Source organism: Micromonospora sp. NPDC005172 (assembly GCF_040608555.1).
In the GTDB taxonomy this organism is placed as follows: Bacteria; Actinomycetota; Actinomycetes; order Mycobacteriales; family Micromonosporaceae; genus Micromonospora.
In genome coordinates, this window is record NZ_JBEXIL010000018.1 from 1 (window position 1) to 25,417 (window position 25,417).

Annotated in this window: 23 protein-coding genes; 22 read left to right on the forward strand and 1 reads right to left on the reverse strand. The window is 73.0% G+C overall.

The annotated features are described in order from the left end of the window. Positions 1-23 precede the first annotated feature (23 nt). The 22 genes from ABZV06_RS14995 (at position 24) to ABZV06_RS15100 (ending at position 24,769) form a co-directional block, all read left to right on the forward strand. Complete coding sequence (locus ABZV06_RS14995; protein ID WP_355621855.1) at positions 24-2,204, forward strand: penicillin-binding protein 2; 2,181 nt, start codon at positions 24-26, stop codon at positions 2,202-2,204. Positions 2,205-2,256: 52 nt separating this feature from the next. Further along, complete coding sequence (locus ABZV06_RS15000) at positions 2,257-3,819, forward strand: UDP-N-acetylmuramoyl-L-alanyl-D-glutamate--2,6-diaminopimelate ligase (protein WP_355621685.1); 1,563 nt, start codon at positions 2,257-2,259, stop codon at positions 3,817-3,819. Then, positions 3,816-5,213, forward strand: coding sequence for a UDP-N-acetylmuramoyl-tripeptide--D-alanyl-D-alanine ligase (gene murF / locus ABZV06_RS15005; protein WP_355621688.1), 1,398 nt, complete (start codon positions 3,816-3,818; stop codon positions 5,211-5,213). The genes ABZV06_RS15000 and murF overlap by 4 nt, the downstream gene beginning before the upstream one ends. After that, positions 5,210-6,334, forward strand: a complete 1,125-nt coding sequence (gene mraY / locus ABZV06_RS15010) for a phospho-N-acetylmuramoyl-pentapeptide-transferase (protein ID WP_354856133.1) — start codon at positions 5,210-5,212, stop codon at positions 6,332-6,334. Before murF ends, mraY begins: the two co-directional genes overlap by 4 nt. Before the next feature lie 552 nt (positions 6,335-6,886). Then, positions 6,887-8,323 (forward strand): putative peptidoglycan glycosyltransferase FtsW, encoded by a 1,437-nt coding sequence (locus ABZV06_RS15015; protein WP_355621858.1) that lies wholly within the window; start codon positions 6,887-6,889, stop codon positions 8,321-8,323. Beyond that, a complete protein-coding gene (gene murG, locus ABZV06_RS15020; protein ID WP_355621691.1) occupies positions 8,323-9,429 on the forward strand; it encodes an undecaprenyldiphospho-muramoylpentapeptide beta-N-acetylglucosaminyltransferase in 1,107 nt (368 codons plus the stop codon). Before ABZV06_RS15015 ends, murG begins: the two co-directional genes overlap by 1 nt. Beyond that, positions 9,426-10,991 (forward strand): UDP-N-acetylmuramate--L-alanine ligase, encoded by a 1,566-nt coding sequence (murC, locus tag ABZV06_RS15025; RefSeq protein WP_355621694.1) that lies wholly within the window; start codon positions 9,426-9,428, stop codon positions 10,989-10,991. The genes murG and murC overlap by 4 nt, the downstream gene beginning before the upstream one ends. Beyond that, positions 10,988-11,809 carry an FtsQ-type POTRA domain-containing protein gene (locus ABZV06_RS15030; protein ID WP_355236651.1) on the forward strand — a complete coding sequence of 274 codons (822 nt, stop codon included), beginning with the start codon at positions 10,988-10,990 and terminating at the stop codon, positions 11,807-11,809. The genes murC and ABZV06_RS15030 overlap by 4 nt, the downstream gene beginning before the upstream one ends. A 246-nt stretch (positions 11,810-12,055) precedes the next feature. Continuing rightward, complete coding sequence (ftsZ, locus tag ABZV06_RS15035) at positions 12,056-13,171, forward strand: cell division protein FtsZ (protein ID WP_355236654.1); 1,116 nt, start codon at positions 12,056-12,058, stop codon at positions 13,169-13,171. Positions 13,172-13,180: 9 nt separating this feature from the next. Next, positions 13,181-13,924 (forward strand): YggS family pyridoxal phosphate-dependent enzyme, encoded by a 744-nt coding sequence (locus ABZV06_RS15040; RefSeq protein ID WP_355621697.1) that lies wholly within the window; start codon positions 13,181-13,183, stop codon positions 13,922-13,924. 189 nt (positions 13,925-14,113) lie between these two features. Beyond that, a complete protein-coding gene (sepF, locus tag ABZV06_RS15045; RefSeq protein WP_355236660.1) occupies positions 14,114-14,809 on the forward strand; it encodes a cell division protein SepF in 696 nt (231 codons plus the stop codon). A gap of 30 nt (positions 14,810-14,839) precedes the next feature. Then, complete coding sequence (locus tag ABZV06_RS15050) at positions 14,840-15,145, forward strand: YggT family protein (protein WP_355049471.1); 306 nt, start codon at positions 14,840-14,842, stop codon at positions 15,143-15,145. Positions 15,146-15,189: 44 nt separating this feature from the next. After that, entirely contained in the window at positions 15,190-15,993 is an 804-nt protein-coding gene (locus ABZV06_RS15055) for a DivIVA domain-containing protein (RefSeq protein ID WP_355049472.1), read from the forward strand. 80 nt (positions 15,994-16,073) lie between these two features. Continuing rightward, on the forward strand, positions 16,074-16,739 hold the full coding sequence (locus ABZV06_RS15060) for a hypothetical protein (RefSeq protein WP_355236664.1): 666 nt from the start codon (positions 16,074-16,076) through the stop codon (positions 16,737-16,739). 1 nt (position 16,740) lies between these two features. Further along, the gene (locus tag ABZV06_RS15065; protein WP_355237002.1) at positions 16,741-17,052 is read left to right on the forward strand and encodes a DUF167 domain-containing protein; all 312 of its coding nucleotides are present in this window, start codon (positions 16,741-16,743) and stop codon (positions 17,050-17,052) included. Between the two features lie 22 nt (positions 17,053-17,074). Further along, positions 17,075-18,574: a potassium/proton antiporter gene (locus tag ABZV06_RS15070; protein ID WP_355236667.1), complete on the forward strand. Its 1,500-nt coding sequence runs from the start codon at positions 17,075-17,077 to the stop codon at positions 18,572-18,574. A gap of 223 nt (positions 18,575-18,797) precedes the next feature. Continuing rightward, positions 18,798-19,217: a TraR/DksA C4-type zinc finger protein gene (locus ABZV06_RS15075; RefSeq protein WP_007463005.1), complete on the forward strand. Its 420-nt coding sequence runs from the start codon at positions 18,798-18,800 to the stop codon at positions 19,215-19,217. 65 nt (positions 19,218-19,282) lie between these two features. Continuing rightward, entirely contained in the window at positions 19,283-19,897 is a 615-nt protein-coding gene (gene lspA, locus ABZV06_RS15080; RefSeq protein WP_355236671.1) for a signal peptidase II, read from the forward strand. After that, positions 19,894-20,838 carry an RluA family pseudouridine synthase gene (locus ABZV06_RS15085; RefSeq protein ID WP_355236674.1) on the forward strand — a complete coding sequence of 315 codons (945 nt, stop codon included), beginning with the start codon at positions 19,894-19,896 and terminating at the stop codon, positions 20,836-20,838. Before lspA ends, ABZV06_RS15085 begins: the two co-directional genes overlap by 4 nt. A 42-nt stretch (positions 20,839-20,880) precedes the next feature. Continuing rightward, the gene (locus ABZV06_RS15090) at positions 20,881-21,909 is read left to right on the forward strand and encodes a hypothetical protein (RefSeq protein ID WP_355236677.1); all 1,029 of its coding nucleotides are present in this window, start codon (positions 20,881-20,883) and stop codon (positions 21,907-21,909) included. A gap of 74 nt (positions 21,910-21,983) precedes the next feature. Continuing rightward, on the forward strand, positions 21,984-23,732 hold the full coding sequence (locus ABZV06_RS15095) for an AAA family ATPase (protein WP_355236680.1): 1,749 nt from the start codon (positions 21,984-21,986) through the stop codon (positions 23,730-23,732). A gap of 56 nt (positions 23,733-23,788) precedes the next feature. Then, a complete protein-coding gene (locus ABZV06_RS15100; RefSeq protein ID WP_355621700.1) occupies positions 23,789-24,769 on the forward strand; it encodes a DUF2567 domain-containing protein in 981 nt (326 codons plus the stop codon). On the opposite strand, the gene ABZV06_RS15105 is transcribed toward ABZV06_RS15100, so the two are convergent. Then, positions 24,684-25,388 (reverse strand): LON peptidase substrate-binding domain-containing protein, encoded by a 705-nt coding sequence (locus tag ABZV06_RS15105; protein WP_355621703.1) that lies wholly within the window; start codon positions 25,386-25,388, stop codon positions 24,684-24,686. The two genes, ABZV06_RS15100 and ABZV06_RS15105, sit on opposite strands and share 86 nt — an antisense overlap. Positions 25,389-25,417: the final 29 nt, after the last annotated feature.

The following is a 25,417-nucleotide window of genomic DNA, read 5'->3' on the forward strand; positions in this document are numbered from 1 at the left end:
CACTCGGGGGCCCACCTCGGTGGCTGGCCCGGGCCCGCCACCCACGTGGCCCCGGGCGCGGTTCTGCGCGGGACGCCAGCGACTCCGAGTCGCGCACGAGTGGGCAGGGGATCGGTGGCATCTCCGGCGCGCGGGCGTACACCCCGAGGGGTCGGACGGTCCGCGAGGAACGTGGAACGCCCGCGCGCGGCGCGAACACGGAGCAGCGGCGTACCCCTCGTGGCAGCACGCGGTCCGGCGATCCGTTCCGACCGGCGTTGCAGGTGCTCGACGGCGGCCGGGCCGCCGCCCGCTCCGGCCGACGGGACGCTCCGGCGGCCGGCCGGGGCGGCGTCGTGCGGACCGTCGCCCCGCGCGGCCCGGCCGGCGACGAGCCGCCACCGCGCCGCCGCACCACGCCGCGCGCACCACGCCGCACCGACCGTCCGGCCGCCCGCCGGCCCTCCCGCAAGCCGCCACGTCCGCCGAAGCTCGCCGACCCGCGGCTGCGGCTGCGCCTGGGCACCGTGCTCACCCTGGCGCTCTTCGTCGTCATCGGGGTGCGGTTGGTCTTCCTCCAGACGGTGGACGCTCCGGCGTACGCCGGAGGTGGCGTCGCCGCCCGGACCCGGACGGTGGAGTTGCCCGCGCCGCGCGGCGCGATCTACGACTTCCGGGGCGAGCCGCTGGCCCACAGCGTCGAGGCCCGGTACGTGTTCGCCGACCCGACCCTGATCAAGGATCCGGCCGCCACCGCGAAGGCGCTCTCCCCGCTGCTCGGCATCCCGGCGTCGAAGCTCGCCGAGCTGATGAAGCCGCGCAAGCTGGAGAACGGCAACGCGTCCCGTTTCGAGTACCTGGTCCGGGGGGTGGAGATTCCCACGGCCAAGCAGGTGCTGGCGCTGGACCTGGCCGGCATCGGGGTGCACCGGGACGAGCGCCGCGAGGTGCCCGGCGACGACCTGGCGGCCAACCTGATCGGCTTCACCAGCCAGGACATGGACGGCCTGGAAGGGCTGGAGGCCCGCTACGACGACCTGCTCTCCGGGCAGGACGGCCGACGGGTGTACGAGGCGGGCCTCGGCGACCTCGCCGCGCCGATCCCCGGCGGCTACAGCAAGACGACTCCGGCGAAGCCGGGCAGCTCGCTGACCCTCACCATCGACCGGGACCTACAGTTCCGCACCCAGAAGATCCTCAGCGCGGGGATGGCGGGGCAAAAGGGTGCGACCGCCGCGGCCGTGATCATCGACGTCGCCACCGGCGAGGTGCGGGCGCAGGCGAGTGACCCCACCTACAACGCCGCCAAGCCGGGGGACAGCGACCCGGTCGCCCGGGAGGACGCGGCGACCAGTTTCGTGGTCGACCCGGGCTCGGTGCACAAGGCGATCACCTACGGCGCGGCGCTCCAGGAGGGGGTGATCACCCCGGACACGACGCTGCCGATCGCGAACAGCATCAAGATGGGCGACACCTGGTTCTCCGACACGCACCCCGCCAACGGCCGGAAGATGAGCGTGCCGGGAATGCTCGCCTTCTCGTCGAACGTCGGCGCCATCACCGTCGCCGACAAGCTCGGCAAGGAACGACTGATCGACTACCAGAAGCGGTTCGGGCTGGGCCAGCCCACCCGTGAGGGCCTGCCCGGCGAGGCCAGCGGCCGGCTGCTGCCGGCCGACGAGTGGAGCGGTTCGTCGTACGGGTCGGTGCCGATCGGGCACAGCGTCGACGCCACGCCGCTGCAGATGGCCGCCGCGTACGCCGCGATCGCCAACGACGGTACGTACGTGCAGCCGCACCTGGTCAAGGAGACGATCGGGCCGGACGGTAAGCACACCCCGGCGCCGGCGCCCGTCACCCGCTCGGTGCTCAGCCCGCAGAACGCGGCGGCGCTGCGCACCATGCTGGAGGCGGTCACCACTGTCGAGGGCGCCACCGGCACCACGGCCGCGGTCCCCGGTTACCGGGTCGCCGGCAAGACCGGCACCGGCTGGCGTCTGGTCGACGGCAAGAAGCAGCCGGGTGAGGTGTCCTCCTTCATCGGCATGGCCCCCGCCGAGAAGCCCCGGTACGTGATCGCGGTCTTCGTGTACGCCCCGGGTGGCGGTGGTGCGGCGATCGCCAACCCGGCCTTCCGGAACATGATGCAGTTCACGCTGCGTCATTACCGCGTGCCGCCGTCCCCGACCGGTTCGGCACCGAAGTTCGTGGTCTATCCGCGCTGACCAGCGCAGGCGCGACATCATCGGTGAGTGCCGACGAACCACCGGGGCGGCTGTGCGGCCGGAACCGGACGACCGGGTAGGGTCTGACGCCGTGCCCGGCAATCCACGTCCACGTACCGTGACCGGCGTCCGGCTCGGTGATCTCGCCGTCCGGCTCGCCGTCGACCTGCCGGCGGACGCCGCCGACGTGGTCGTCACGGGTGCCACCCACGCGAGCCAGGAGGTCCGCCCCGGCGACCTGTACGCGGCCCTGCCCGGCGCCCGCCGACACGGCGCGGAGTTCGCCGTCGGCGCGGCCGAGGCCGGTGCGGTGGCGCTGCTGACCGACCCGGCCGGCGCCGGGTTGGCGGCGGCGAGCGGCCTGCCCGCCCTGGTGGTACCCGACCCGCGCGCGGCGCTCGGCGAGCTGGCCTCGGCCGTCTACGGCGACCCGACCGCCGACCTGACCGTCATCGGCATCACCGGCACGGCCGGGAAGACGTCCACGGCGTACCTGGTCGAGTCGGGGTTGCGCGCCGCCGGGCACACCACCGGGCTGATCGGCACCGTGGAGACCCGTCTCGGCGACCTGGTGATCGACAGCGTGCGGACCACCCCCGAGGCGACCGACCTGCACGCGATGCTGGCCACCGCCCGGGAGCGTGGGGTCACCGCCGTGGTCATGGAGGTCTCCAGTCACGCCCTGGCCATGGGCCGGGTCGGCGGGGTGCGCTTCGCCGTGGGCGGTTACACCAACTTCGGCTCCGACCATCTGGACTTCCACGCCGACAGCGCCGACTACTTCGCCGCGAAGGCGCAACTCTTCGACGGTCGGTGCGCGGTCGAGGTGCTCAACCAGGATGACCCGGCGCTGACGCCGCTCTACAAGCCGGCGACGGTCAGCTACTCGGCGGCCGGCGACCCGACCGCGACGTGGTGGGCCGACGACGTCGACGGCGAGGGGTACGCCCAGCGCTTCACCGCCCACGGTCCCGACGGCGTGGTCGTGTCCGCCGGGGTGGCGCTGCCCGGCCGACACAACGTGGCCAACGCGTTGCTGGCCATCGCCGCGCTGGTGGGTGCCGGGGTCGACCCGGCGACGGCAGCCGACGGTGTGGCCGCCTGCGGTGGCGTGCCCGGTCGCCTGCAACTGGTCGACGTCACCGGGCCGGTACGCGGTGTCGTCGACTACGCGCACAAGGCGGACGCCATCGTGGCGGCGCTGGCCGCGCTGCGTGAGCTGAGCGCCGGACGCCTGATCTGCGTGATCGGCGCCGGTGGGGACCGGGACCGGGGCAAACGGCCGGTGATGGGGGCCGCCGCCGCCGAGGGAGCCGACGTGGTGCTGGTGACCGACGACAATCCGCGCACCGAGGACCCGGCCGAGATCCGCGCCGAGGTGCTCGCCGGGGCGTACCGGGCCGGCACGGCGGCGCGGATCATCGAGGTGGCCGGTCGCCGGGACGCGATCGACGAGGCGGTCCGGCTGGCCGAACCGGGCGACGTGATCGCTCTGCTCGGCAAGGGGCATGAGCGTGGCCAGGAGGTGGCGGGCGAGGTGTTCCCGTTCGACGACAGCATCGAGTTGGCCGACGCGCTGCGGGCGCGCTTCGCGGACCGGGCGGGTCAGCGGTGATCGCCGTGACCCTGGCCGAGGTGGCCACGGCCGTCGACGGGCGGCTCGTCGCCGCCGATCCGGCCGTCACCGTCACCGGCTCGGTCGAGTTCGACTCGCGCAAGGTCGGGCCCGGTTCGCTCTTCGTGGCGTTCCCGGGGGAGAAGGTCGACGGGCACGACTACGCGGCGACGTCGGTCGAGGCGGGCGCGGTGGCGGTGCTCGGCACCCGCGAGGTGCCCGGGGTGCCGATGGTGCTGGTCGACGACGCCCTGACCGCGATGGGAAAGCTGGCCCGCGCGGCGGTGGCCCGGCTACCTGAGCTGACCGTTGTCGGGGTGACCGGCTCGTCCGGCAAGACCACCACCAAGGACCTGATCGGGCAGCTCACGGCCCGGCTCGGTGCCACGGTCGCGCCGCCCGGCTCGTTCAACAACGAGCTGGGCCACCCGTACACGGCTCTGCTGGCCGGGACGGACACCCGCTACCTGGTCATGGAGAAGGGCGCTCGGGGCATCGGGCACGTGCGCTACCTGTGCGAGTTGGTGCCGCCGCGGATCTCGGTGGTGCTCAACGTCGGCACGTCGCACATCGGCGAGTTCGGCTCGCAGGAAGCCATCGCCCAGGCCAAGGGCGAGCTGGTCGAGGCGCTGCCGTCCGACGGGCTGGCCGTGCTGAACGCCGACGACCCCCGGGTGGACGCCATGGCGAGCCGCACGCGGGCGCGCGTGGTCCGCTACGGCGAGGCGCCGGACGCCGACCTGCGTGCCGAGGACGTCACACTCGACGAGCGGGGCCATCCGTCGTACACCCTGGTCACGCCGGAGGGAAGCGAGCCGGTGCGGCTCGCGCTGACCGGACGCCACCAGGTCGGCAACACGCTCGCCGCCGCCGCGGTCGCCCGGGAGCTGGGCATGCCGCTGGCCGAGCTGGCCACGGCGCTCGGCGAGCTGAGGCTGAAGTCCACCCGGCGGATGGACGTCTTCGACCGGCCCGACGGGGTGACGGTCATCGACGACTCGTACAACGCCAACCCGGCCTCGATGGCGGTCGCGCTCCGGGCGCTCGCCAGCCTCGGACGTGAGAGGCGTACCGTCGCGGTGCTCGGTTACATGGCCGAGCTGGGCCCGTTCGAGCGCGACGGCCACGCCGAGGTCGGCCGGCTCGCGGCCGAGCTGGGTGTCGACCGGCTGCTCGTGGTGGGCGAGCCGGCCGCGCCGATCCACGAAGGCGCGACAGCGGTAGCGAACTGGGGAGGAGAGTCGGTGCTGCTCACCGATCAGGCGGCGGCCGTCGAGGTGCTGCGGGGCGAGCTACGGCCGGGCGACGTCGTCCTGGTCAAGGGCTCCCGGTACCGGACCTGGGAGGTGGCCGACGCCCTGCGCGCCGACGCCGCCGAGGAGGCCAGTCGATGAGGGCCATCATCGTCGCCATCGGGGTGGCCTTCGTCGTCTCGCTGTTCTGCACCCCGATCGCGATCAAGGTGTTCACCCGGCTCAAGGCCGGCCAGCCGATCCGGTCCGACGGCCCGGCCATGCACCAGGGCAAGAAGGGCACGCCGACGATGGGCGGCGTGGTCTTCATCCTGGCCACGGTGATCGCGTACGTGGCCGGCCACCTGGCCCTGACCACGCTGCCGGACGCGCAGATCGCGCAGGTGGAGCCGACCATCACGGCGCTGGTGCTGCTGGGGCTGATGGTGTTCTCCGGCGCGGTGGGCTTCCTCGACGACTTCCTCAAGGTGCGCAAGCGCAACAGCGCCGGCCTCAACAAGCGCGGCAAGCTACTCGGTCAGATCCTGGTCGGCGCGGTCTTCGGCGTGATCGCGCTGTGGTTCCCGAGCACGATGACCGACGCGACGGGCAAGGCCACCAACACCCAGACCGTGGGCAGCACCACGCTGAGCTTCATCCGGGACATCGACTTCCTGGAGGTCAGCAAGGTCGGCGCGGTGATCATCTTCATCTTCGTGGTGATGGCCGCGACGAACGGCGTCAACCTCACGGACGGCTTGGACGGTCTGGCCACCGGCGCGTCGGTGATGGTGCTCGCCGCGTACGCGCTGATCGCGTTCTGGCAGTACCGCCACTGGTGCGCCGACCCGAGCTACACCCAGCCGTACTGCTACGAGGTCCGTGACCCGTTGGAGATCGCGCTGATAGCCGGGGCCGCCGCCGGGGCGTGTGTGGGCTTCCTGTGGTGGAACACGTCCCCGGCGCGGATCTTCATGGGTGACACCGGAGCGCTGGGGCTGGGCGGCCTGATCGCCGGCATGGCGATGTCCACCCGGACCATCCTGCTGCTGCCGATCATCGGCGGGCTCTTCGTGATCATCACGATGTCCGTGGTGATCCAAATCATCTCCTTCCGGACCACCGGTAAACGTGTGTTCCGGATGTCCCCGTTGCAGCACCACTTCGAGTTGGCCGGCTGGAGCGAGGTCAACATCGTGGTCCGGTTCTGGATCATCGCCGGCATCGGCGTGGCCATCGCCCTGGGCCTGTTCTACAGCGAGTTCCTCGCCAACATGACCTGACCCGCTGGCCCGCTGGCCAGCGGGCCGGCGCCGGTGGCCGTAGCCGGGGCTGGCGCTGCGGCTGGGTTCGGCGCTGCGGCTGGGCCGTGGGCTCTGGTTTGTACCGGTGGCGCGGGTGCTGGGAGCGTCCTTTGCTCTGCTTCAACCCAGGCAACACTCGGGTAGCCGAACTGTTGCGCGGGTTGAAGCAGAGCAAAGGACGTGCGGGGAGGGTTGCCTCCCTGCTCCCCGCCGGCTGCCGCCCGCCGCCGGCTGCCGCCCGCCGCCGCCTACCGCCCGCTTCCCGCCGCCCGGGGTCCGGCGGACGGCGTCTCCGCACGACACGCCCGGTGCAGCGTTGTGGACCACTCGGGCGCGCCGAACGGTGATGATGTCCGTGTGGGGGAGGACCGAGGGAAAAGCGAAGACAGGACGGTCGGCCGGCCGCGACGGCCACCGACGGCGGAAGCGGGACGCATCACGGAGGTCGGCAAGCAGTCGGACGAGACGCGTGGCGCGGAGCCGGGTGCGGCCAGGCGCGACGCGGCAACGGAGACGCCGGCGTCACCGCCACTGCGCGGACTGGACGCGGCCGGCGGGCTGGCCGCGCTGCGTGGCCTGCTGGACCGGCCGCTGGCGTCCTATTACCTGCTGCTGTCCAGCGCCGGTCTGCTGCTGCTCATCGGTCTGACGATGGTCTTCTCGGCGACCAGCGTGAAGGACTACGCCGAGGACGGCAACGCCTCCGCGTCGGTGACCAAGCAGGCCATCTTCGCGGTGATCGGCATCGGGGCGTTCTGGGCGTGCCAGCGCCTGCCCGCCAGCACGTACCGCACCCTGGGCCGGCCCCTGCTGATCACCTCGATCGCGCTGCTGCTGGTGCTCAACCTGCTGCTCGCGTACGCCCGAGTGGCCGGCAAGGACTCGGCCCAGATCGGTCCGCTGCGCGCTGAGCTGCTCTGGCTGTTCGTCGGCGGGATCCAGCTCCAACCGTCCGAGCTGGCCAAGTTCGCGCTGGTGCTGTGGGGGGCGCACATCATCGCCCGCAAGGGCGCCGCGCTGGGCTGGTGGCGGGAGCTGGCGACCCCCCTGTTCCCCGTGATCGGGCTGCTGTTCGTGCTGGTGGGCTACAACGACGTGGGGACGATGCTCTGCCTGCTGGCGCTGGTCGTCGGCCTGCTCTGGGCCGCCGGCGTGCGGATGCGGGTCTTCGGCGCGCTGACCGCGGTCGGTCTGCTCGGCGTCGGCCTGCTCGTGGCGGTCGCCTCGCTGGGGGCCGGCTCCGGCGAGCGCGGCGCGGAGAACTACCGCCTGGCGCGGCTCACGCTCTTTCTCAACCCGCCGCCGCCGGAGCAGTGCGGCGACCCCTGTTACCAGATCTACCAGGGCCGGCTGGCCATCGAGCACGGCGGCTGGTTCGGCGTCGGCCTGGGCAAGAGCAGCCTCAAGTGGGACTGGCTGCCCGCCGCGCACAACGACTTCATCTTCGCGATCATCGCCGAGGAGCTGGGGGTGATCGGCTGCGCGGTGGTGCTGAGCCTGTTCGCGGTGCTCGCGTACACCGGTCTGCGCATCGCCCGACGGGTCGAGGACCCCTTCCGGCGGCTCGCCGCCGCCGCGGTGACGACCTGGCTGGTGAGCCAGGCGGTGATCAACGTCGGTGGGGTGGTCGGCCTGCTGCCGATCACCGGCCTGCCGCTGCCGTTCATCTCCGACGGCGGAAGTGCGCTGGTCGTGACGTTGGCGGCGATCGGGATGCTGGCGTCCTTCGCCCGCGCCGAACCCGATGCGGCCAGAGCACTGCATGCCCGTCCGCCGGCCCGGTGGGTCCGACTACTCTGGGCCCCGTTGCCGCCGCTTCCCGGCCGGCGTCGCCGACCGGCGACGCCGCCGGCTGGCCGAGGGTCAGTGCCCCGGTCCCGCGGGCGGCGCGAGGACGACCAGGCCGTACCGCGCGGTGTCCGGCAGGGCCGGAGCCGCCAGGGTACGGCGAGCGAGAGGAGACGCTGATGGGTCCGCTGCGTTCGGTGGTGCTCGCGGGAGGTGGCACCGGGGGGCACATCTACCCGCTGCTCGCCTTCGCCGACTGCCTGCGCCGACACGACCCGGGCGTCCGGATCACCTGCCTCGGCACACCCAAGGGCATGGAGAACGAGCTGATCCCGCCGCAGGGCTACGACCTGCGGCAGATCCCGGCGTACCAGCTGCCCCGGTCGGTGAACATGAACCTGGTCCGTACCCCGGGCCGGATGTGGAGCGCGGCCCGGGCGGCGGGCAAGGTGATCGACGAGGTGCGCGCCGACGCGGTCGTCGGCTTCGGTGGGTACGTCTCGGTGCCGGCCTACCTGGCCGCGTGGCGGCGCGAGCTGCCGATGGTGATCCACGAGGTGAACGTGCCGCCGGGCGTCGCCAACCGCCTCGGCATGAAGTTCACCAAGAACATCGCGGTCGGCTTCCCGCACCAGCCGAGCCAGGCCGAGTCGCTGCGCGACGCGACAGTGGTCGGTGTGCCGCTGCGGCGCAGCATCGCCTCGCTGGACCGGTACGCGCAGCGCAACGCCGCCCGCGCCCGGTTCGGCCTCCGCCCGGACCTGCCGGTGCTCTTCGTCGCGGGTGGCTCGTCCGGCGCCCGCTCGATCAACCTGGCGGTCTCCGGCGCGGCCAAGGAGCTGGCCCGCAACGGTGTGCAGGTGCTGCACGTGATGGGCGCCCGCAACGAGCCGGTGCCCATCCCCACCGACCTGCCGGTCCCGTACGTGACGCTGCCGTACCTGTCCGAGATGGAGCTGGGCTACGCCGCCGCCGACCTGATGCTGGCCCGGGGCGGAGCGATGACCGTCGCCGAGGTGGCCGCGATCGGCCTGCCGACGATCTACGTGCCGTACCCGCACAGCAACCAGGAGCAGAAGCGCAACGCCCTGCCCGTGGTGGAGGCCGGCGGTGGTCTGCTCGTCGACGACGCGGAGTTGACCCCGGACTGGCTGGAGCGCGCGGTCATCCCGTTGATCCGCGACCCGCAACGGCTGTACGCGATGGGGGCCGCCGCGTCCGCGTACGGGCGGCGTGACGGCGACGAGGCGCTGCGCTCGTTCGTCCTCGAGGCGGTGGCCCGGTGACCGCACAGTTCACCCCGGCCGGCACGCTCACCGCCGAGGACCTGGGCGCCGTCCACCTGATCGGCGTGGGCGGGGTCGGCATGCTCGGCGTGGCCCGGCTGCTGCTCACCCGGGGCATCCGGGTGTCCGGCAGCGACCTGCGCGAGTGGCCCTCGCTGGCGGGGCTGCGGGCGCTCGGCGGCACCATCTACCTCAGCCACGAGGCGACGAACCTCGACGGGGTGGACACGGTCGTCTACTCCTCGGCCATTCCGAAGGACCACCTGGAGCTGGTCGAGGCCCGTCGCCGCGGCCTGCGGGTGCTGCACCGCTCGGAGGCTCTCGCCGCGGCGATGACCGGCCGCCGGGCGATCGCGGTCGCCGGTACGCACGGCAAGACCACCACCACCTCGATGGTGACGATGGTGCTCCAGCAGGCCGGTGTGGACCCGTCGTTCGTGATCGGCGGGGAGATCTCCGAGGTCGGCTCGGGCGCCCACCACGGCACCGGCGAGCACTTCGTGGTCGAGGCGGACGAGAGCGACCGCTCGTTCCTCATCTACCGCCCGTACGTCTCGGTCATCACGAACGTCGAGCCGGACCACCTGAACACCTACGGCGACCTCGCGACGCTGGAGGCGGCGTTCGCGGAGTTCGCGCGGCTCACCGACCCGAACGGGTTCATCATCACCTGCGCCGACGACCCGGGCGGTCGCCGGCTGGCCGAGACCCTGCGCGCCGACGGGCGGCGGGTGTTCACCTACGGCGCTGCGGACGACGCCGACCTGCGGCTGACCGAGGTCGTCTCCTCCGCGCGTGGTGTGCGCTACCTGGCCGAGATCGACGGGCAGTCGCTGGGCGAGTTCCGGCTTCCGGTGCCGGGCCGGCACATGGGGCTGAACAGCGCGGCGGCGGTGCTGACCGCGTACCTGCTCACGTTGCCGCTGGAGGCGGCGGAGGCCGCGCTGGCGGTCTTCCCCGGCGTGCGGCGGCGCTTCGAGCGCAAGGGCGTCGCGGACGGCGTGCTGGTCTACGACGAGTACGCCTACCACCCGACCTCGATCATGTTGGCGTTGCAGACGCTGCGCGAGGTGGCCGGGGACGGGCGGTTGATCGTCGTCTTCCAGCCGTACCGGCTGTACCGAACCCGCGACAACCAGGCGGAGATCGCCGAGGCGCTGGCCATCGCCGACGAGGTGGTGCTGCTGGAGGTCTTCGGGCCGGGCGAGCTGCGTCAGCCCGGCGAGGGCTCGGCGGCGCTGATCGCGGCGGTGGACCTGCCCGCCGACCGTAAGGTGTTCGTCGACTCCTGGGAGGCCGCGCCGGGCGAGGTGGTCCGTCGGGCCCGCTCGGGCGACGTCGTGGTGACCATGGGCGCGCCGCCGATCTCGTTGATGGGTGACGAACTGCTGGCCGCCCTCGGTGCGCGTACCGCCGACGCCGCGCCGACCGCGACAGTCGACCCGGTGGCGACGACGCCGGCGATCGGCCAGCCGGTGCCCGGCGGGTCCACCGCCGGTGGCGACGGGGCGGCCCTCGGCGGCGCCGCCGCACCGGACGGCGCGGCGCCCACGGCCGGATGAGCCCCGGCCCCGCCCGCGGGCGGACCAATGCCTCCGACGGCGGCGGCGGCCCGCGGCGCGGTCCGGTCCGGCGCTGGCAGTTGGTCCGCGCCGGCAGCGACGCGGTGCCGGCGTCGACCCGCCGATTCATGGCCCGTGCCCGGCAGCGCCGGATGCGGGCGGCACTGCCGTGGGCGGTGGCCGCCGGGGTGCTCGCGCTGCTCGGGCTGATCGCCTGGACGGTGCTCGGCACCGGGCTGTTCGGGATCCGCTCGGTCCGTGTGGAGGGTGCCAAGCTGGTCACCGACGTGCAGGTACGCGACGCGGTGGGGGTGGCCGACGGGGTGCCGCTGGCGCGTGTCGACCTGGCGGCCGCCGCGCGTCGCGTCGGCGGGTTGGCGCCGGTGGAGCGGGCCACGGTGTCCCGGGACTGGCCGGGCACGCTGGTGGTGCGGGTGACCGAGCGGACGGCGGTGGCGGTGGTGCCGCAGGCGGACGCGTTCGCCCTGATCGACCGCAGCGGCGTGGCGTTCCAGACGGTGGCCCGTCGCCCGGCCGGGCTGCCGCTGGTGCGGGTGGTCCGGCCCGCCGCCGACGACCCGGACACGCGGGCCGCGCTGGAGGTGCTCGGCGCGCTGACTCCGCAACTGCGCGCCGAGCTGGTGGACGTGAGCGTGGAGGGTCTGGCCCGCATCAGCCTGAAGCTGCGGAAGGACCGCACGGTGTTCTGGGGCGACGCCACGCGGGGTACGGACAAGGCCCGGGTGGCCACCGCGCTGCTCGGCGAGGACAGCGAGCGGATCGACGTGAGCGCGCCGGACGTGGTGACCTTCCGCTGACCGGTGAGCGGGCTGCGGACGTGACGAGTCGCGCTCCGACCGGCGACACGCCGGTCGGGTCCTTGGCTCCTGGCGCGGCGGCGCTTACGTTGCCCCGAAGAGGATCAGTGGTTGACATAACTGTAAGCCTCTAGTAGAGGGTGAGGGTTCACCTCTGATCCTCACTGGTGGCGCTGTCGTCGGCCGCTGGGCTGGCCACACCGTACCCGGTCGGCCGAAGCCAATCTCGAAGGGAAAGGACCGGAGATGACACCTCCGCACAACTACCTGGCGGTCATCAAGGTCGTCGGCATCGGGGGCGGCGGCGTCAACGCCGTCAACCGGATGATCGAGGTTGGGCTCAAGGGCGTCGAGTTCATCGCGATCAACACCGATGCCCAGGCGCTGCTGATGAGTGACGCCGACGTCAAGCTCGACGTCGGCCGCGAGCTGACCCGCGGGCTGGGCGCGGGCGCCAACCCGGATGTGGGCAAGAACGCCGCCGAGGACCACCGCGACGAGATCGAGGAGGTGCTCAAGGGCGCCGACATGGTCTTCGTGACCTGCGGCGAGGGCGGCGGCACCGGCACCGGCGGCGCGCCCGTCGTGGCGAACATCGCCCGCAAGCTCGGCGCGCTGACCATCGGCGTGGTGACCCGGCCGTTCTCCTTCGAGGGCAAGCGCCGCCAGGTGCAGGCCGAGTCGGGAATAGACGAGCTGCGCAACCAGTGCGACACCCTGATCGTCATCCCGAACGACCGGCTGCTGGCGCTCGGCGACCGCAACATCAGCATGATGGACGCGTTCCGCACCGCCGACCAGGTGCTGCTCTCCGGTGTGCAGGGCATCACCGACCTGATCACGACCCCTGGTCTGATCAACCTGGACTTCGCCGACGTCAAGAGCGTGATGAGCGGCGCGGGCAGCGCGTTGATGGGTATCGGCAGCGCCCGGGGCGAGAACCGCGCGGTCGAGGCGGCCGAGGCGGCCATCTCCAGCCCGCTGCTCGAGCAGAGCATGGACGGCGCGCGCGGCGTGCTGCTCTCCATCGCCGGTGGCTCCGACCTGGGCCTCTTCGAGATCAACGACGCGGCGCAGCTGGTCACCGACGCGGCCCACCCGGACGCCAACATCATCTTCGGCGCGGTCATCGACGACGCGCTCGGCGACGAGGTGCGGGTGACGGTCATCGCGGCGGGCTTCGACGGCGGCACGCCCGCCTACAAGGCGGCCGAGCCGACCCGCAAGACCAACACCAACCAGCCGGCGCCGCAGAACACCCCGGTGCCGCCGCCGGCGACCCTGCCGGCCCCGGCCCAGTCGCCGCGCCGGGTGCTCTTCGACGACGTGGACGTGCCCGACTTCCTCAAGAACGGCTCCTGAGCGCCGCCGATGACCGACAGCTCAGCCACGGTACGACCGGACCGGCGCGCCGAACTCGCGGCCGGCCTGGCGACGGTACGGGCCCGGATCGCCGACGCGTGCGTCCAGGCTGGCCGGGACCCGGGCGACGTCACGATGATCGCGGTGACCAAGACGTACCCGGCTGGCGACGTGGTGGCGTTGGCCGGGCTCGGGGTGACCGACATGGGGGAGAACCGCGACCAGGAGGCCGCCGGCAAGTCGGCCGAGGTGGCCGCCGCCGGGGTGCGTCCACGGTGGCACTTCATCGGGCAGTTGCAGCGCAACAAGGCCCGGTCGGTGGTCCGCTATGCCGACGTCGTGCACTCGGTGGACAGCGTACGGCTGGCCCGGGCCCTGGACGGCGCGGCGGCGCAGCGGGAACGGCCGCTGGAGGCCCTGCTCCAGGTGAGCATCGACGGTGACCCGGCGCGAGGCGGGGCCCTGCCCGGGTCGGCCGATCAGGAGTCCGGCCTGGACGCGGTAGCCGCGGCGGTCGCCGACGCTGCCGCGCTGCGGCTCACCGGTCTCATGGCGGTCGCGCCGCTGGGCTGGCCGCCGGAGCGGGCCTTCGCCCGGCTGGCCGAGATCGCCGAGGCGTTTCGGTCGGTCCATCCGGGAGCGACAGCGTTGTCGGCGGGAATGAGCGGCGACCTGGAAATAGCGATCCGCTACGGCGCGACACATGTCCGCGTCGGTAGCGCGTTGCTCGGAATGCGTTCCACGCTGCGGTAGCCTGACCGCGAGACAGGCAAATTACATCAGTGTTGTTTCAGGGGCGGCGGATCCTTGTGGGGGTCGTGACACGCGACGCGAATCGCGTGTCAGGGGATTGCGGTTCCGGTCCGATGGGCATGGTTGTCCACTCGCGACGGGCGACACGGCACGGGGGCGAGTGCCGCACGGCGGACGGAAGGGCGCGGGATGGGTGCACTGCGCAAGGCGGGGGTCTGGCTCGGTCTCGTCGAGGAAGACGACGAGCGGGCCTACGACGACGGTGACTACGACAAGGGTGGTTACCGTGACTCGCGCTACCGGCAGAGCCGGTACGCGGAGGAGTTCGCCGACGAGGACGACGACGACACCGAGGAGCCGCCGGCTCCCCGGCCGCGCGCGAGTGAGCGGGGCCGACTCTCCGAGCGGTCGACCGGGCGGGCCACCGAGTCCGACCGTGGTGACACCGAGCGTCCGGAGCGGGCCGAGCGGTCGAGCGTACGGTCGATCACGCGGTCCTCGGCCAGCGAGACGTCGGGCGCGCTGACCTACCACACGCGGGACAACCTGGCCCTCGCGCCGCAGGCCGTGACGCGTGAGCGCGTGGTCGTGCCCGAGGAGGAGCAGCGCTACCAGATCACCACGCTGCACCCGACCACCTACCGTGAGGCGCGCACCATCGGGGAGCACTTCCGCGACGGCGTGCCGGTGATCATCAACCTCACCGAGATGGACGAGGCCGACGCCCGCCGTCTGGTTGACTTCGCGGCCGGTCTGGCGTTCGGGCTGCGCGGTACGATCGAGCGCGTGACCAATCGGGTGTTCCTGCTCTCACCGGCCAATGTCCAGGTCACCGCTGAGGACAAGGCCAAGATCGCTGAGGGTGGTTTTTTCAGTCTGAGTTGACCCCGCCCGATCCGAGGGACGTCGCTGACCGTGTTGTCGATCTTGCTGCAAGTGTTGTACCTGGTCCTTTATGTGTTCCTGCTTCTTCTTCTGTCCCGGTTCGTGTTGAGCGCCGTCCTCCAGTACGGCCGCCGTTGGCAGCCGGGGCGCGGAGCGGCAGCAGGACTGGAATCCGTGTGGAGCGTCACTGATCCCCCTCTCAACGCGTTGAGGCGTGTGATCCCTCCGCTGCGAATTGGTACCGTGAGCATCGACCTGGCCTCCCTTGTGCTCCTGGTTATCCTGTTCGTGCTGATGGAGTTCGTGTTAGGGCCGTCGATCAGGGCATCTGCCTGATGACCGACGCGCTTTCGCGGCCGCAACTGACCCGAGGAGTTTCGATGCCGCTGACCCCGGCCGACGTCCACAACGTCGCCTTCAAAAAGCCGCCGATCGGCAAGCGGGGGTATGACGAGGAGGAGGTCGACGCTTTCCTGGACGAGGTAGAGCGCGAGCTCGCCCGTCTCATCGAGGAGAACAACGAGCTGCGCGCCCAGGTGGAGCGCGGTGGCCGTGGCGGTGCCCCCGCCGGCCCCGGCGGCGACGCCCGACTGGCAGCGGAGCTCAACGACGTCAAGGCCCAGCTCGACCGGGTCCAGCGCGACAAGTCCGCTGCCGAGCAGGCCGCCCGCGCCATGCAGGCCGAGCTGGAGCAGGTCCGCGCGACCGGCGGCCCGGCCGGCGTCACCGGTGACGGTGAGCAGCAGGCGCTGCGGGTGCTGATGATGGCCCAGCGCACCGCCGACGACCACGTGTCCGACGCGCGTCGCGAGGCCGACAGCCTGCTGTCCGAGGCGCGGAGCAAGGCCGAGGAGGTGACCCGCGAGGCGCGCGCGAAGGCTGACGCTCTGGAGCGGGACGCCCGCCAGCGGCACCAGGAGGCCATGGGCGGCCTGGACGCCAAGCGCACGGCCCTGCAGAAGCACATCGAGGAGCTCAAGCAGTTCGAGCGTGAGTACCGCACCCGGCTCAAGGCGTACCTGGAGAGCCAGCTGCGGGACCTCGACGGTCGTGGCCAGGGCCTCGAAGCCGAGATGACCCGATCCGAGGCAGGCCGGGTTGCCGGCGGCAACGGGTTGGCCGCAGCGGGCCTCGCCGGCTCGTACGGCGGCGGGCGCTCCGGCGCCCTCGAAGCCGGACGCTGAGCACCGGCCGGCGATCGTTCTCCGCAGATGGTGACGGTCGCCGGCCCCGCCTGGACGGTACGACGCGGCGGGGGTGAGCCGTGATAGTCGCGAGTCTCCTGCTCATCCTCGTCGCCGTGGTTCTGCTGGTGTTCGGTCTTGCCGGCGGTTCCAGCATTCTGTTGACCATCTCCATCGCGGCCAGTCTGCTGGCCGCCGTGGCGTTGGTGGTGGGCGCCCGCCAGGCAGCCGCCAACCGCGCTGCGGCGGACCCCGGTCGGGTCGGCCCGCGGGAGCGCACGGCATTCCGCACGGCCAGTCAGGCCGAGCCGGGTGCCGCGTACGGTCCACCGCTGGCCGAGCCGGATGTGCCGGTCCAGCACGTACCTTCGACGGTCGGTAACGGCGGCACCGGGTGGCGGCAACCACCCGAGCCGCCGTTCGACCCCGACCCGGTCAGTCCGGCGTCGCCGTTCGCGGCCCGCGCCGACGAGGCGTACCGGGCCGACGCCGCGGCCGCCGACACGTTGGCCGACGAGCCCGCGGAGCAACCGATCACCCCCGCCGAGGCGGCCCGCGTCGCCCGGCTGCCCGACCCCGTCGAGGTGGTGGACGGGCGACCCCGCTACCACCTGGCCGCGTGCGCGCACCTGATCGGCCGGATTCCCGAGACGCTTCCGGTCGCCGAGGCCGTCGAGCTCGGCTTCACGCCCTGCGCGGCATGTGCGCCGGCCACCGCCCTGCTCACCGACGCCCGGCCGATCTGAGCTGCCGGTGCCCCCGCAGGACGCCCTCACCGTGGCCGTACGGGTGAAGCCGGGCGCCTCCCGGGACGCCGTCGGCGGACGCTTCGACGGCCCGCACGGTCCCGCCCTGGTGATCGCCGTCCACGCGCGTGCGGTGGACGGCCAGGCGACCGAGGCGGCCCGCCGCGCCCTCGCGGCCGCGCTGGGTGTCCGACCGGTGACGGTGTCGCTGCGCACCGGCGCGGCCAGCCGGGACAAGCTCTTCCTCGTCGACCGCCCCGCCCCCGAGCTGTCCGACGTGCTGCGCCGACTGCGCGACGGAGCCGCGGGGTGAGGACCGCCCGGGCCCGGCAACCGTGACGCCCGGGCTGGACATCGCGCTGCTGCTCGGCGCGGCAGTGCTGTTGGTGGCGGTCGGCGCGGTCCGGCTGTCGAGCCGCCTCGGGGTGCCGAGCCTGCTGGTCTACCTGGCGCTCGGCGTGGCCATCGGCGAGGCCGGGCTGGGCATCCGCTTCGACGACGTCGAGCTGACCCGGACCCTCGGTTTCTGCGCGCTGATCGTGATCATCGCCGAGGGTGGCCTCACCGCCCGGTGGAGCACCCTGCGTCCGGTGCTCGGGCTGGCGTCCGCGCTCTCCACGGTCGGTGTGGTCGTCAGCATCGTGCTGGTCGGCGTCGCCGTACACCTGTTGTTGGGTCTGGACTGGCGGTTGGCGCTGCTCTACGGCGCGGTGCTCTCCTCCACCGACGCGGCGGCGGTGTTCGCCACCCTGCGGCGGCTGCGGTTGCCGCCCCGGCTGGTCGCCACGCTCGAGGCCGAGTCGGGCATGAACGATGCCCCGGTGGTGCTGCTGGTGGTGCTGCTGTCGCACCGGGGTCTGTCGCATCCGTGGTGGTACGAGGTCGCGCTGGTCTGTTACGAGCTGGGCGTCGGCGCGGCGGTGGGCGTGGGTGCGGGCCTCGCCGGCACGTGGGCGCTGCGCCGGGCCGCGCTGCCGTCGGCCGGGCTGTACCCGATCGCGGCGGTGGGGATCACCATCCTGGCGTACGCCGCCGGCGCCGTGCTGCACGCCTCGGGCTTCCTCGCCGTCTACGTGGCGGGGGTGTTGCTGGGCAATGCCCGCCTGCCGCACCGGCAGGCGATCCTCGGCTTCGCCGACGGGCTGGCGTGGCTCGCGCAGATCGGGTTGTTCGTCCTGCTCGGGTTGCTGGTCTCGCCGGGCCGGTTGGACGCGGCGGTGCTGCCGGCGGTGGTCGCCGGTCTGGCGCTGGTGCTGCTGGCCCGGCCGCTGTCGGTGGCCGTCTCGGCGTTGCCGTTCCGGGTCGGCCTACGGGAGCAGGTCTTCCTGTCCTGGGCCGGGCTGCGCGGGGCGGTGCCGATCGTGCTGGCCACCATTCCGCTCTCGGAACGGGTGCCGGGAGCGGAACGCCTCTTCGACGCGGTGTTCGTGCTGGTGGTGATCTTCACGCTGGTGCAGACCGGAACGCTCGGTCCGCTGGCCCGTCGGCTGGGGACCACCGCGCCCGCCGAGGCCACCGAGATCCACGTGGAGACCGCCCCGCTCGAGCGGATGCGCGCCGACCTGCTGCAACTCGAGGTGCCTCCGGGCTCCCGGTTGGCCGGCGTGCACGTCGACGAGCTGCGGTTGCCGTTGGGTGCCTCGGTGACCCTGGTGCTGCGCGACGGGGTGGGTTTCGTGCCCGGCCCGGACACTCGGCTGAAGACTGGCGACAGCCTGCTGATCGTCGCCACCGGTGGGGTGCGCGACGCCGCCGAACGGCGGCTGCGGGCGGTCAGCCGACGGGGTCGGCTGGCCCGATGGTTTGGCGAGTACGGAGATGAAGCGGTCGGTTGATCTGCTAGCGTTCCCTTTGCCCCAGTTAGGCAGGGCTCGGGGCGGTTGAGCGGTGCGACGGTGCGCCACGTTGTCGGACGCCTGTACGTTCCGTATTCTTGCCAACCTCCGGAGTGCGCGGCCATTGTTGCCGTGCGCCCCTTTTCGTACTCAGGGGACGCCTCGTCGGCGCCCCCTGACCAGGTGCCGCGACCGCGCGGCTCCCCGGCCGAGGGAGCGACCCATGGCGAAGCCAGCCGACACCAGGACCGCCGGCCGCAAGCCGGTGGCCAAGGCCACCCGCAGCGCGGCGGAGACCGAGAAGATCCGGGCGGCGCTGGCGGCGCGGCGGGACGAGCTGCGCGCCGAGTACGATCAGACGCTGAGCGAGATCACCGAGCTGCAGCGCGATCGGTTGACGGACTCGGCCGGGGACGACCAGGCCGACACCGGCACCAAGACGTTCGAGCGGGAGCAGGAGATCTCTCTCGCCAACAGCATTCTGGAACGGATCACGCAGGTCGAGCGCGCCCTGGAGCGCCTCGACGAGGGTGGTTACGGCTGGTGCGAGCGGTGCGGCAACCCGATCCCGGTCGAGCGCCTCGCCGCCTTCCCGTCGGCCACCCTCTGTGTGACGTGCAAGCAGTTGGAGGAGCGGCGCTGAGAGCCGGTCCCCGTCTGCGATGAGACGGTGAGCGATCACCGCCGAGACACCTCGATGGGGAGCGCATGACCGCAGCACCGCCCGCCGAACCCGGCCGCACCGACCCGGACGGCGGCAAGGCCCGTCCCCGGGCTGTCGCGATCCTCGCCGGAGTGGCCCTGGTGGCCCTGCTGGCCGACCTGGTGACCAAGCACCTCGCGCTGGCCGGCCTCACCGACCGTGAGCCGGTCCGGATACTGGGCGGGCTGGTCTACCTGAGCCTGACCCGCAACAGCGGCGCGGCGTGGAGCATCGGGGCGGACTACACCTGGGTGTTCCCGCTGATCACCATCGGTGTGGTCGGCTGGATCGTCTGGATGGCGCTGCGGCTGCGCTCGCTGCCGTGGGCGATCTCCCTCGGTCTGGTGCTCGGTGGCGCGCTGGGCAACCTCACGGACCGCATCTTCCGGGCACCCGCCCCCTTCCACGGCCACGTGGTCGACATGATCAGCGTCTTCGGGCCGTACGGCGAGTACTTCCCGGTGTTCAACCTGGCCGACAGTTCGCTCGTCTGCGGCGTGGTGCTGGCCGTACTGCTGGAGCTGACCGGTCGTCAACGCGACGGCCGACGAGCCGGCGGTGACGGCGCCACCGGCGACGCGGACGCCACCGCCGGTGCCGAGCAGAGGGAGCGGGCATGACCTCCGCGTTCGCCGCTGGCGGCGACCACCGTTCACTGCCCGTACCCGACGGTCTCGACGGCATGCGCCTGGACCAGGCGGTGTCCCGGCTGTTCGGTCTCTCCCGGACCGCCGCGGCCGCCCTCGTCGACGCGGGCGACGCCCTCGTCGACGGCACTGCCCGAGCCAACTCCCACAAGGTCAAGGCCGGCTCCTGGCTGGACGTCACGCTGCCGGCCCCGGTCGCGCCGCCGACCGTGGTGCCGCAGGCGGTGCCGGGCCTGCGCGTCGTGTACGCCGACGACGACATCGTCGTGGTGGACAAGCCCGTCGGTGTGGCCGCGCACCCCAGCCCGGGATGGACCGGCCCGTCGGTGATCGGCGCGCTCGCCGCGATCGGCCACCGCATCTCCACCAGCGGCGCCGCCGAGCGCCAGGGCGTGGTGCACCGCCTCGACGTGGGCACCACGGGGATCATGGTGGTGGCCAAGAGCGAGCAGGCGTACACGGCGTTGAAGCGGGCCTTCAAGTACCGCGAGGTCGACAAGGGGTACCACGCCGTGGTGCAGGGTCACCTGGACCCGCTGCGGGGCACCGTCGACGCGCCGATCGACAGGCACCCCACCCACGACTACCGCTGGGCGGTGGTGTCCGGCGGCAAGCCGAGCATCACCCACTACGACACCCTCGAGGCGTTCCCGGCTGCCAGCCTTGTCGACGTCCGGTTGGAGACCGGCCGGACCCACCAGATCCGGGTGCACTTCTCCACCCTGCGGCACCCCTGTGTGGGCGACCTCACCTACGGTGCCGACCCCACCCTCTCGGCCCGTCTCGGACTGTCCCGTCAGTGGTTGCACGCCCGCGAACTGAGCTTTTTGCATCCCCGTTCGGGGGACGAGGTCCGGTTCGTCAGCGACTACCCTGACGATCTGGAACGTGCGCTTGAGATCCTGCGTGACTGAGCGGCGACCACCCGACATCGATCCGACGAGGGGATTTCGCCCGTGCGCGCCGGCGACCTGCTGCGGCAGCTGGACCAACGGCTGCTGCCGCCGCTGACCCGGGCGGTGGCCCGTCTCGGTGATCGTCCGACGCGCTCCGGGGTGCTCACCTGGGTCGCCGTGCTCTCGGCGGCGGCGGTGCTGGGCACGGCCGTCTGGACGGTCGACGACGCTCCGGTGAGTGACCTGACGGTGGGCGAGGTGACCCGCGTGGGGGTGGCCGACGGCGACTCCGTCCCGGGCTACCTCAGCTCCGCGGCGGCTGACCTGGCCGCACTGGGTCCGACCGCTCCGGCCGCCGTGGACGGCACGTACGCGTTGGTGACGCTCGACGCGTACGTGCCGCCGCACCGACTGGCGACGGTGCTCGGCGACGTCCCGGTCTCGACGGTCTTCGGGCGGGTGCCGCTGCCCGGTCGGCAGACCGAGATCGTCCGGATGCCCGCCCTGCGGGTGCCCGACGACGTGGTCGCGCAGATGGAGCGGGTGGCCGCGCGCAAGGACGGCGAGGCCGCCGACTACCGGGCGCGGGCCGCCGCGGTGCGCGGCGACGGCGCCGCCGAGCGTGAGCTGCGCGAGCGGTACGTCGTCGGTGCCGACGTGGCGAGCGCCGAGGCGCGGGCGTACCGCGCCGGGTGCGCCTGCGTGTACGCGGCGGTGGTGCGCGCGGCACCGGAGGCGTTGCGCCGGGTGGCCTCCCGTCCGGACGTGCGGGCCGTCGATCCGGCGCCCGAGGTGTACCGACTCGACCGTACGGTCTTCACGCCGCCACTGCCCGAGCAGAGCGACGTGGTCCGGCCGCCGGTCGACACCGGGCCGAGCCCGACGCCGACGCCGCGCGCGAGCGACGGGTCGACGCCGGGCACACCGAGGCCGCCGGTGCCGATGGGCGAATCGTCGGAACCCGCACCGCTCGTAACGATTGCGCCACCCGAGCCGTCTCCGGTGGAGGCCACCGAGCCTGCCCCGCCAACTGTCACCACCTCCCCGGACGCGACCGGCGCCGGCTTTGTGGCACCCTCCCCGTCGTGATCTACGCCGGGCGGCGTGCGTCCTCAGGTGTGGTCCGAATAGGGTTTGGTTCGTAGCCTGTCAGGCAGAGATCGATGGCGCTGGGAGGGCGGGCCGTGGAGGGCAGCGAGACCGGCTGGGGCCGGCCGGCCGAACCAGCGCCGAGGTGGCGGGCGCTGCTCGACCGTGCCCGGCTGGGCGGTCGGGCAGCGGAGCAGCCCGAGCCCGAGCGCCGGACCGACGAGGCGCCCCCGGACCCACTGCCGCGACGCGCGGCCCCCAACGGCTACGCGGGGCGCGCGCCGGCCATCGGGCATCCGGCTGATCTGTCGTACGGCCAGGAGCCCGGCTACCGGGCCGAGGCGACGTACCGCGTCGACCCCGCCTACCGTGCCGAGCCGGGTTACCGCGCCGAGCCGGACTATCGCGCCGAGCCGGCGTACCGCTCGGAGCCGGACTATCGCGCCGAGCCGGCGTACCGGTCCGAGCCGGCGTACCGTGCCGAGCCGGACTATCTTGCCGAGCCGGCGTACCGTGCCGAGCCGGGTTACCGTGCCGAGCCGGACTATCGCGCCGAGCCGGCGTACCGCTCGGAGCCGGACTACCGCGCCGAGCCGACGTACCGTGCCGAGCCCGGTTACCGTGCCGAACCCACCTACCGCGCCGACCCGGGCTATCCGGCCGAGCCCGAGCCGCCGCACCGGGCCGAGCCGGAATCGCGGTACGCCATCCTGGACAACGGCTACCGGCAGGGCAACCCCGCCGGGGAGTCGCGGTACGCGCTGCTGGAGACCGGTTACCAGCCGGAGTCCGGCTATCCGGCCTCCGCGCCGCCGCTGACACCGCGGGCCCCCGCAGTCGTCCCGCCACCGGTCGTCCCGCCACCGGTCGTCCCGTCACCGGTCGCGCCGTCACCGGTCGTACCGCCACCGGTCGTGCCGCCGCCCGCCGCGCCGGTCACCACGGCTCCGGGCTCGGCCCTCGCCGAGCGCGGCTACCCGGCCCGGATCGAGTGGCGTCCGAAGGGCGTCGACCAGGAGCTGGAGCGCTCCACCGGCGTGCTCCGCCGCGACCTGGGCACACCTCGGGTCTTCGCCTTCGCCAACCCCAAGGGCGGGGTGCACAAGACCACCGCCACGGTGCTCGCCGCCGCCACCATCGGCAGCGTGCGGGGCCGGGGCGTACTGGCCTGGGACGACAACGAGCTGCGCGGCACGCTCGGGCTGCGCGCCGGCAGCGCCCGTCATGCCCGCACCATCCGGCACCTGATCAGCGACCTCGCCCAGATCGAGATCCTGGAGAGCGAGACCCTGCTGGAGCGGCTGGACGACTACCTGCGGCACGCCTCCGACGGCTCGTACGACGTGCTGGCGGGCGAGGAGAGCCCGCGCTTCGCCCAGCGGCTCGACAAGTTCACCGTCAAGCGGGTCCTCGAGCTGCTGCGGCGTACGCACGACGTGATCTGCGTGGACACCGGCAACAACGTGGAGAGCGCCAACTGGCGCACCGTGATGCACGCCGCCGACCAACTGGTGGTGACCACGGTGCCCCGCGAGGACGCGGCGTTCAGCGCCGACTGGATGCTCGACCTGCTGCACGAGGAGGGGATGGGCGAACTGGCCGACAACGCGGTCACCCTCATCTCCTGCCCGACCCCCGGCCGCTCGTCCCTGCAGGACGACCTGGAACGGCACTTCGCCACGCGTACCCGCGCGGTGGCCGTGGTGCCGTACGACCCGGCGTTGGAGACTGGCTCGTCGATCGAATACCACCAGCTCCAGCCGGAGACCCGCGAGGCGTGGCTGCGCGCCGCGGCGGCCATGGCCGAGCCGTTCGCCCGGTGAGCTGGTTCGCCGCCACCGGCGCTCCGGTCGGTAGCGGGGCCTGAGAGGATCATCGGGTGAGCCCGGACAACTCCGACCCTGAGCGGCCCGCCGAGACCCCCGACGACCGGCCCGCGCCACCCCGGGCGTCGGCCGCGCCGCCGACGCCCAGCGGGTCGACCACGCCGTCCGCGCCGAGCGGGTCGGCGATACCGCCCGCGCCCAGCGGGTCGGCGATACCGTCCGCGCCGAGCGACTCGACCTCGCCGTCCGCGCCGAGTGGGTCGGCGATGTCCGCCGAGTCGACCGTGCCGCCCGCGTCGAGCGCGCCGGCCTGGCCGCCGCTCGGGTCCGACCCCGACGGAAATCCCGCCTCGTCGGCGTACCAGAGCTCGCTGGAGCTGGCCTTCGACGAGCCGCGCCGGCCGCTGCGGACGGTGACGACGGTGCTCGGCGCCGCGCTCGCCCTGGCCGTGCTGGGCGCGCCACTCGGGCTGCTCTGGGCGGCGCTCGCGCCGGACACCCCGGTGCTCAAGGTCGCCGAGGGCGCGATCTACGCAGAGCCCCAGCCGGAGCAGCCGATCGCCGCGGACGGTTGGTTCAGCCTGCTCGGGGTGGCGTTCGGCGTGCTCGCGGCGCTGGCCCTGTGGTTCCTGCTACGCCGGAGACGCGGGCCCGTCGGGCTGCTCAGCGCGGTGCTGGGCGCGCTGGCCGCCGCCCCGGTGGCCTGGCAGGTGGGACGTCGGGTCGGGCTGGCGACCTTCGAGCGGCTGTTGGAGACCGCCCCGGCGGGGCAGGCCTTCACCAAACCGGCCGACCTGCGGGCCGGTGGGGTCGACTGGCTCCTCCACGTGCTGCCCGTGCCGCACGGCAACCTGCTGCTGCCGGCGTTCGGCGCCGCCGCCACGTACACCCTGCTGGCCGGCTGGTCGCGCTGGCCGTCGCTGCGTCCGGAGCCGGAACCGGCGGAATTCAGTTGGGTGTCGGCGGGGACGCCAGCTCCGACAACGGCACCGGAACCGCCCGCACCTGGCGCAGGAGAGCCGCCTCGCGGTTGAGCAGGCGCAGCTCGGCGCGCAGCCGGGCGGCGGTGTCGTCGATCGCGAGGAGCCGCTGCCGGTCGTCGACCGTCAGAGCTGCGGTGGCCGCCACCAGGTGCGACAGCACCGTCGGGTCCTCCGGAAGCTGCTCGGAGATCTCCTCCGGGTCGGGGCGGATCAGCCCCAGGTACTGCCGGAACACGGCGATCACCCGGGCGGCGAGCAGGTCGGCCACCTCGTCCGGCCCGTTGGCCTCGGGCAGCCACTCCACCGCGGCCGTCAGGTAGGGCGTGGAGGCGTCGTCGACGTCGGCGATCCGGAAGCGGTGCCGGCCCACCGTGACGATGTCGAAGCCGCCGTCGGCCAGCTCGGTGACCTGGCGCAGCTCGGCCGTGCACCCCACCTCGTGCAGGGTGACGTCACCGACACCGTTGCCGGCGCGGGCGCCGGGCCCGGTGGGGGCGACCTCCCAGCCGGCCTGGATGGCCACCACGCCGAACTCACGCGGTGCGCCCTCGGGCAGATCGACCAGATGCCGCACCAGGGCGCGGTAGCGCTCCTCGAAGATGTGCAGCGGCAGCACCAATCCGGGAAAGAGCACCGTTGCGAGCGGAAACACCGGCAGCCGTGCGGTCACGCCGTCGAGCCTAACCAATCGCGCCCGCG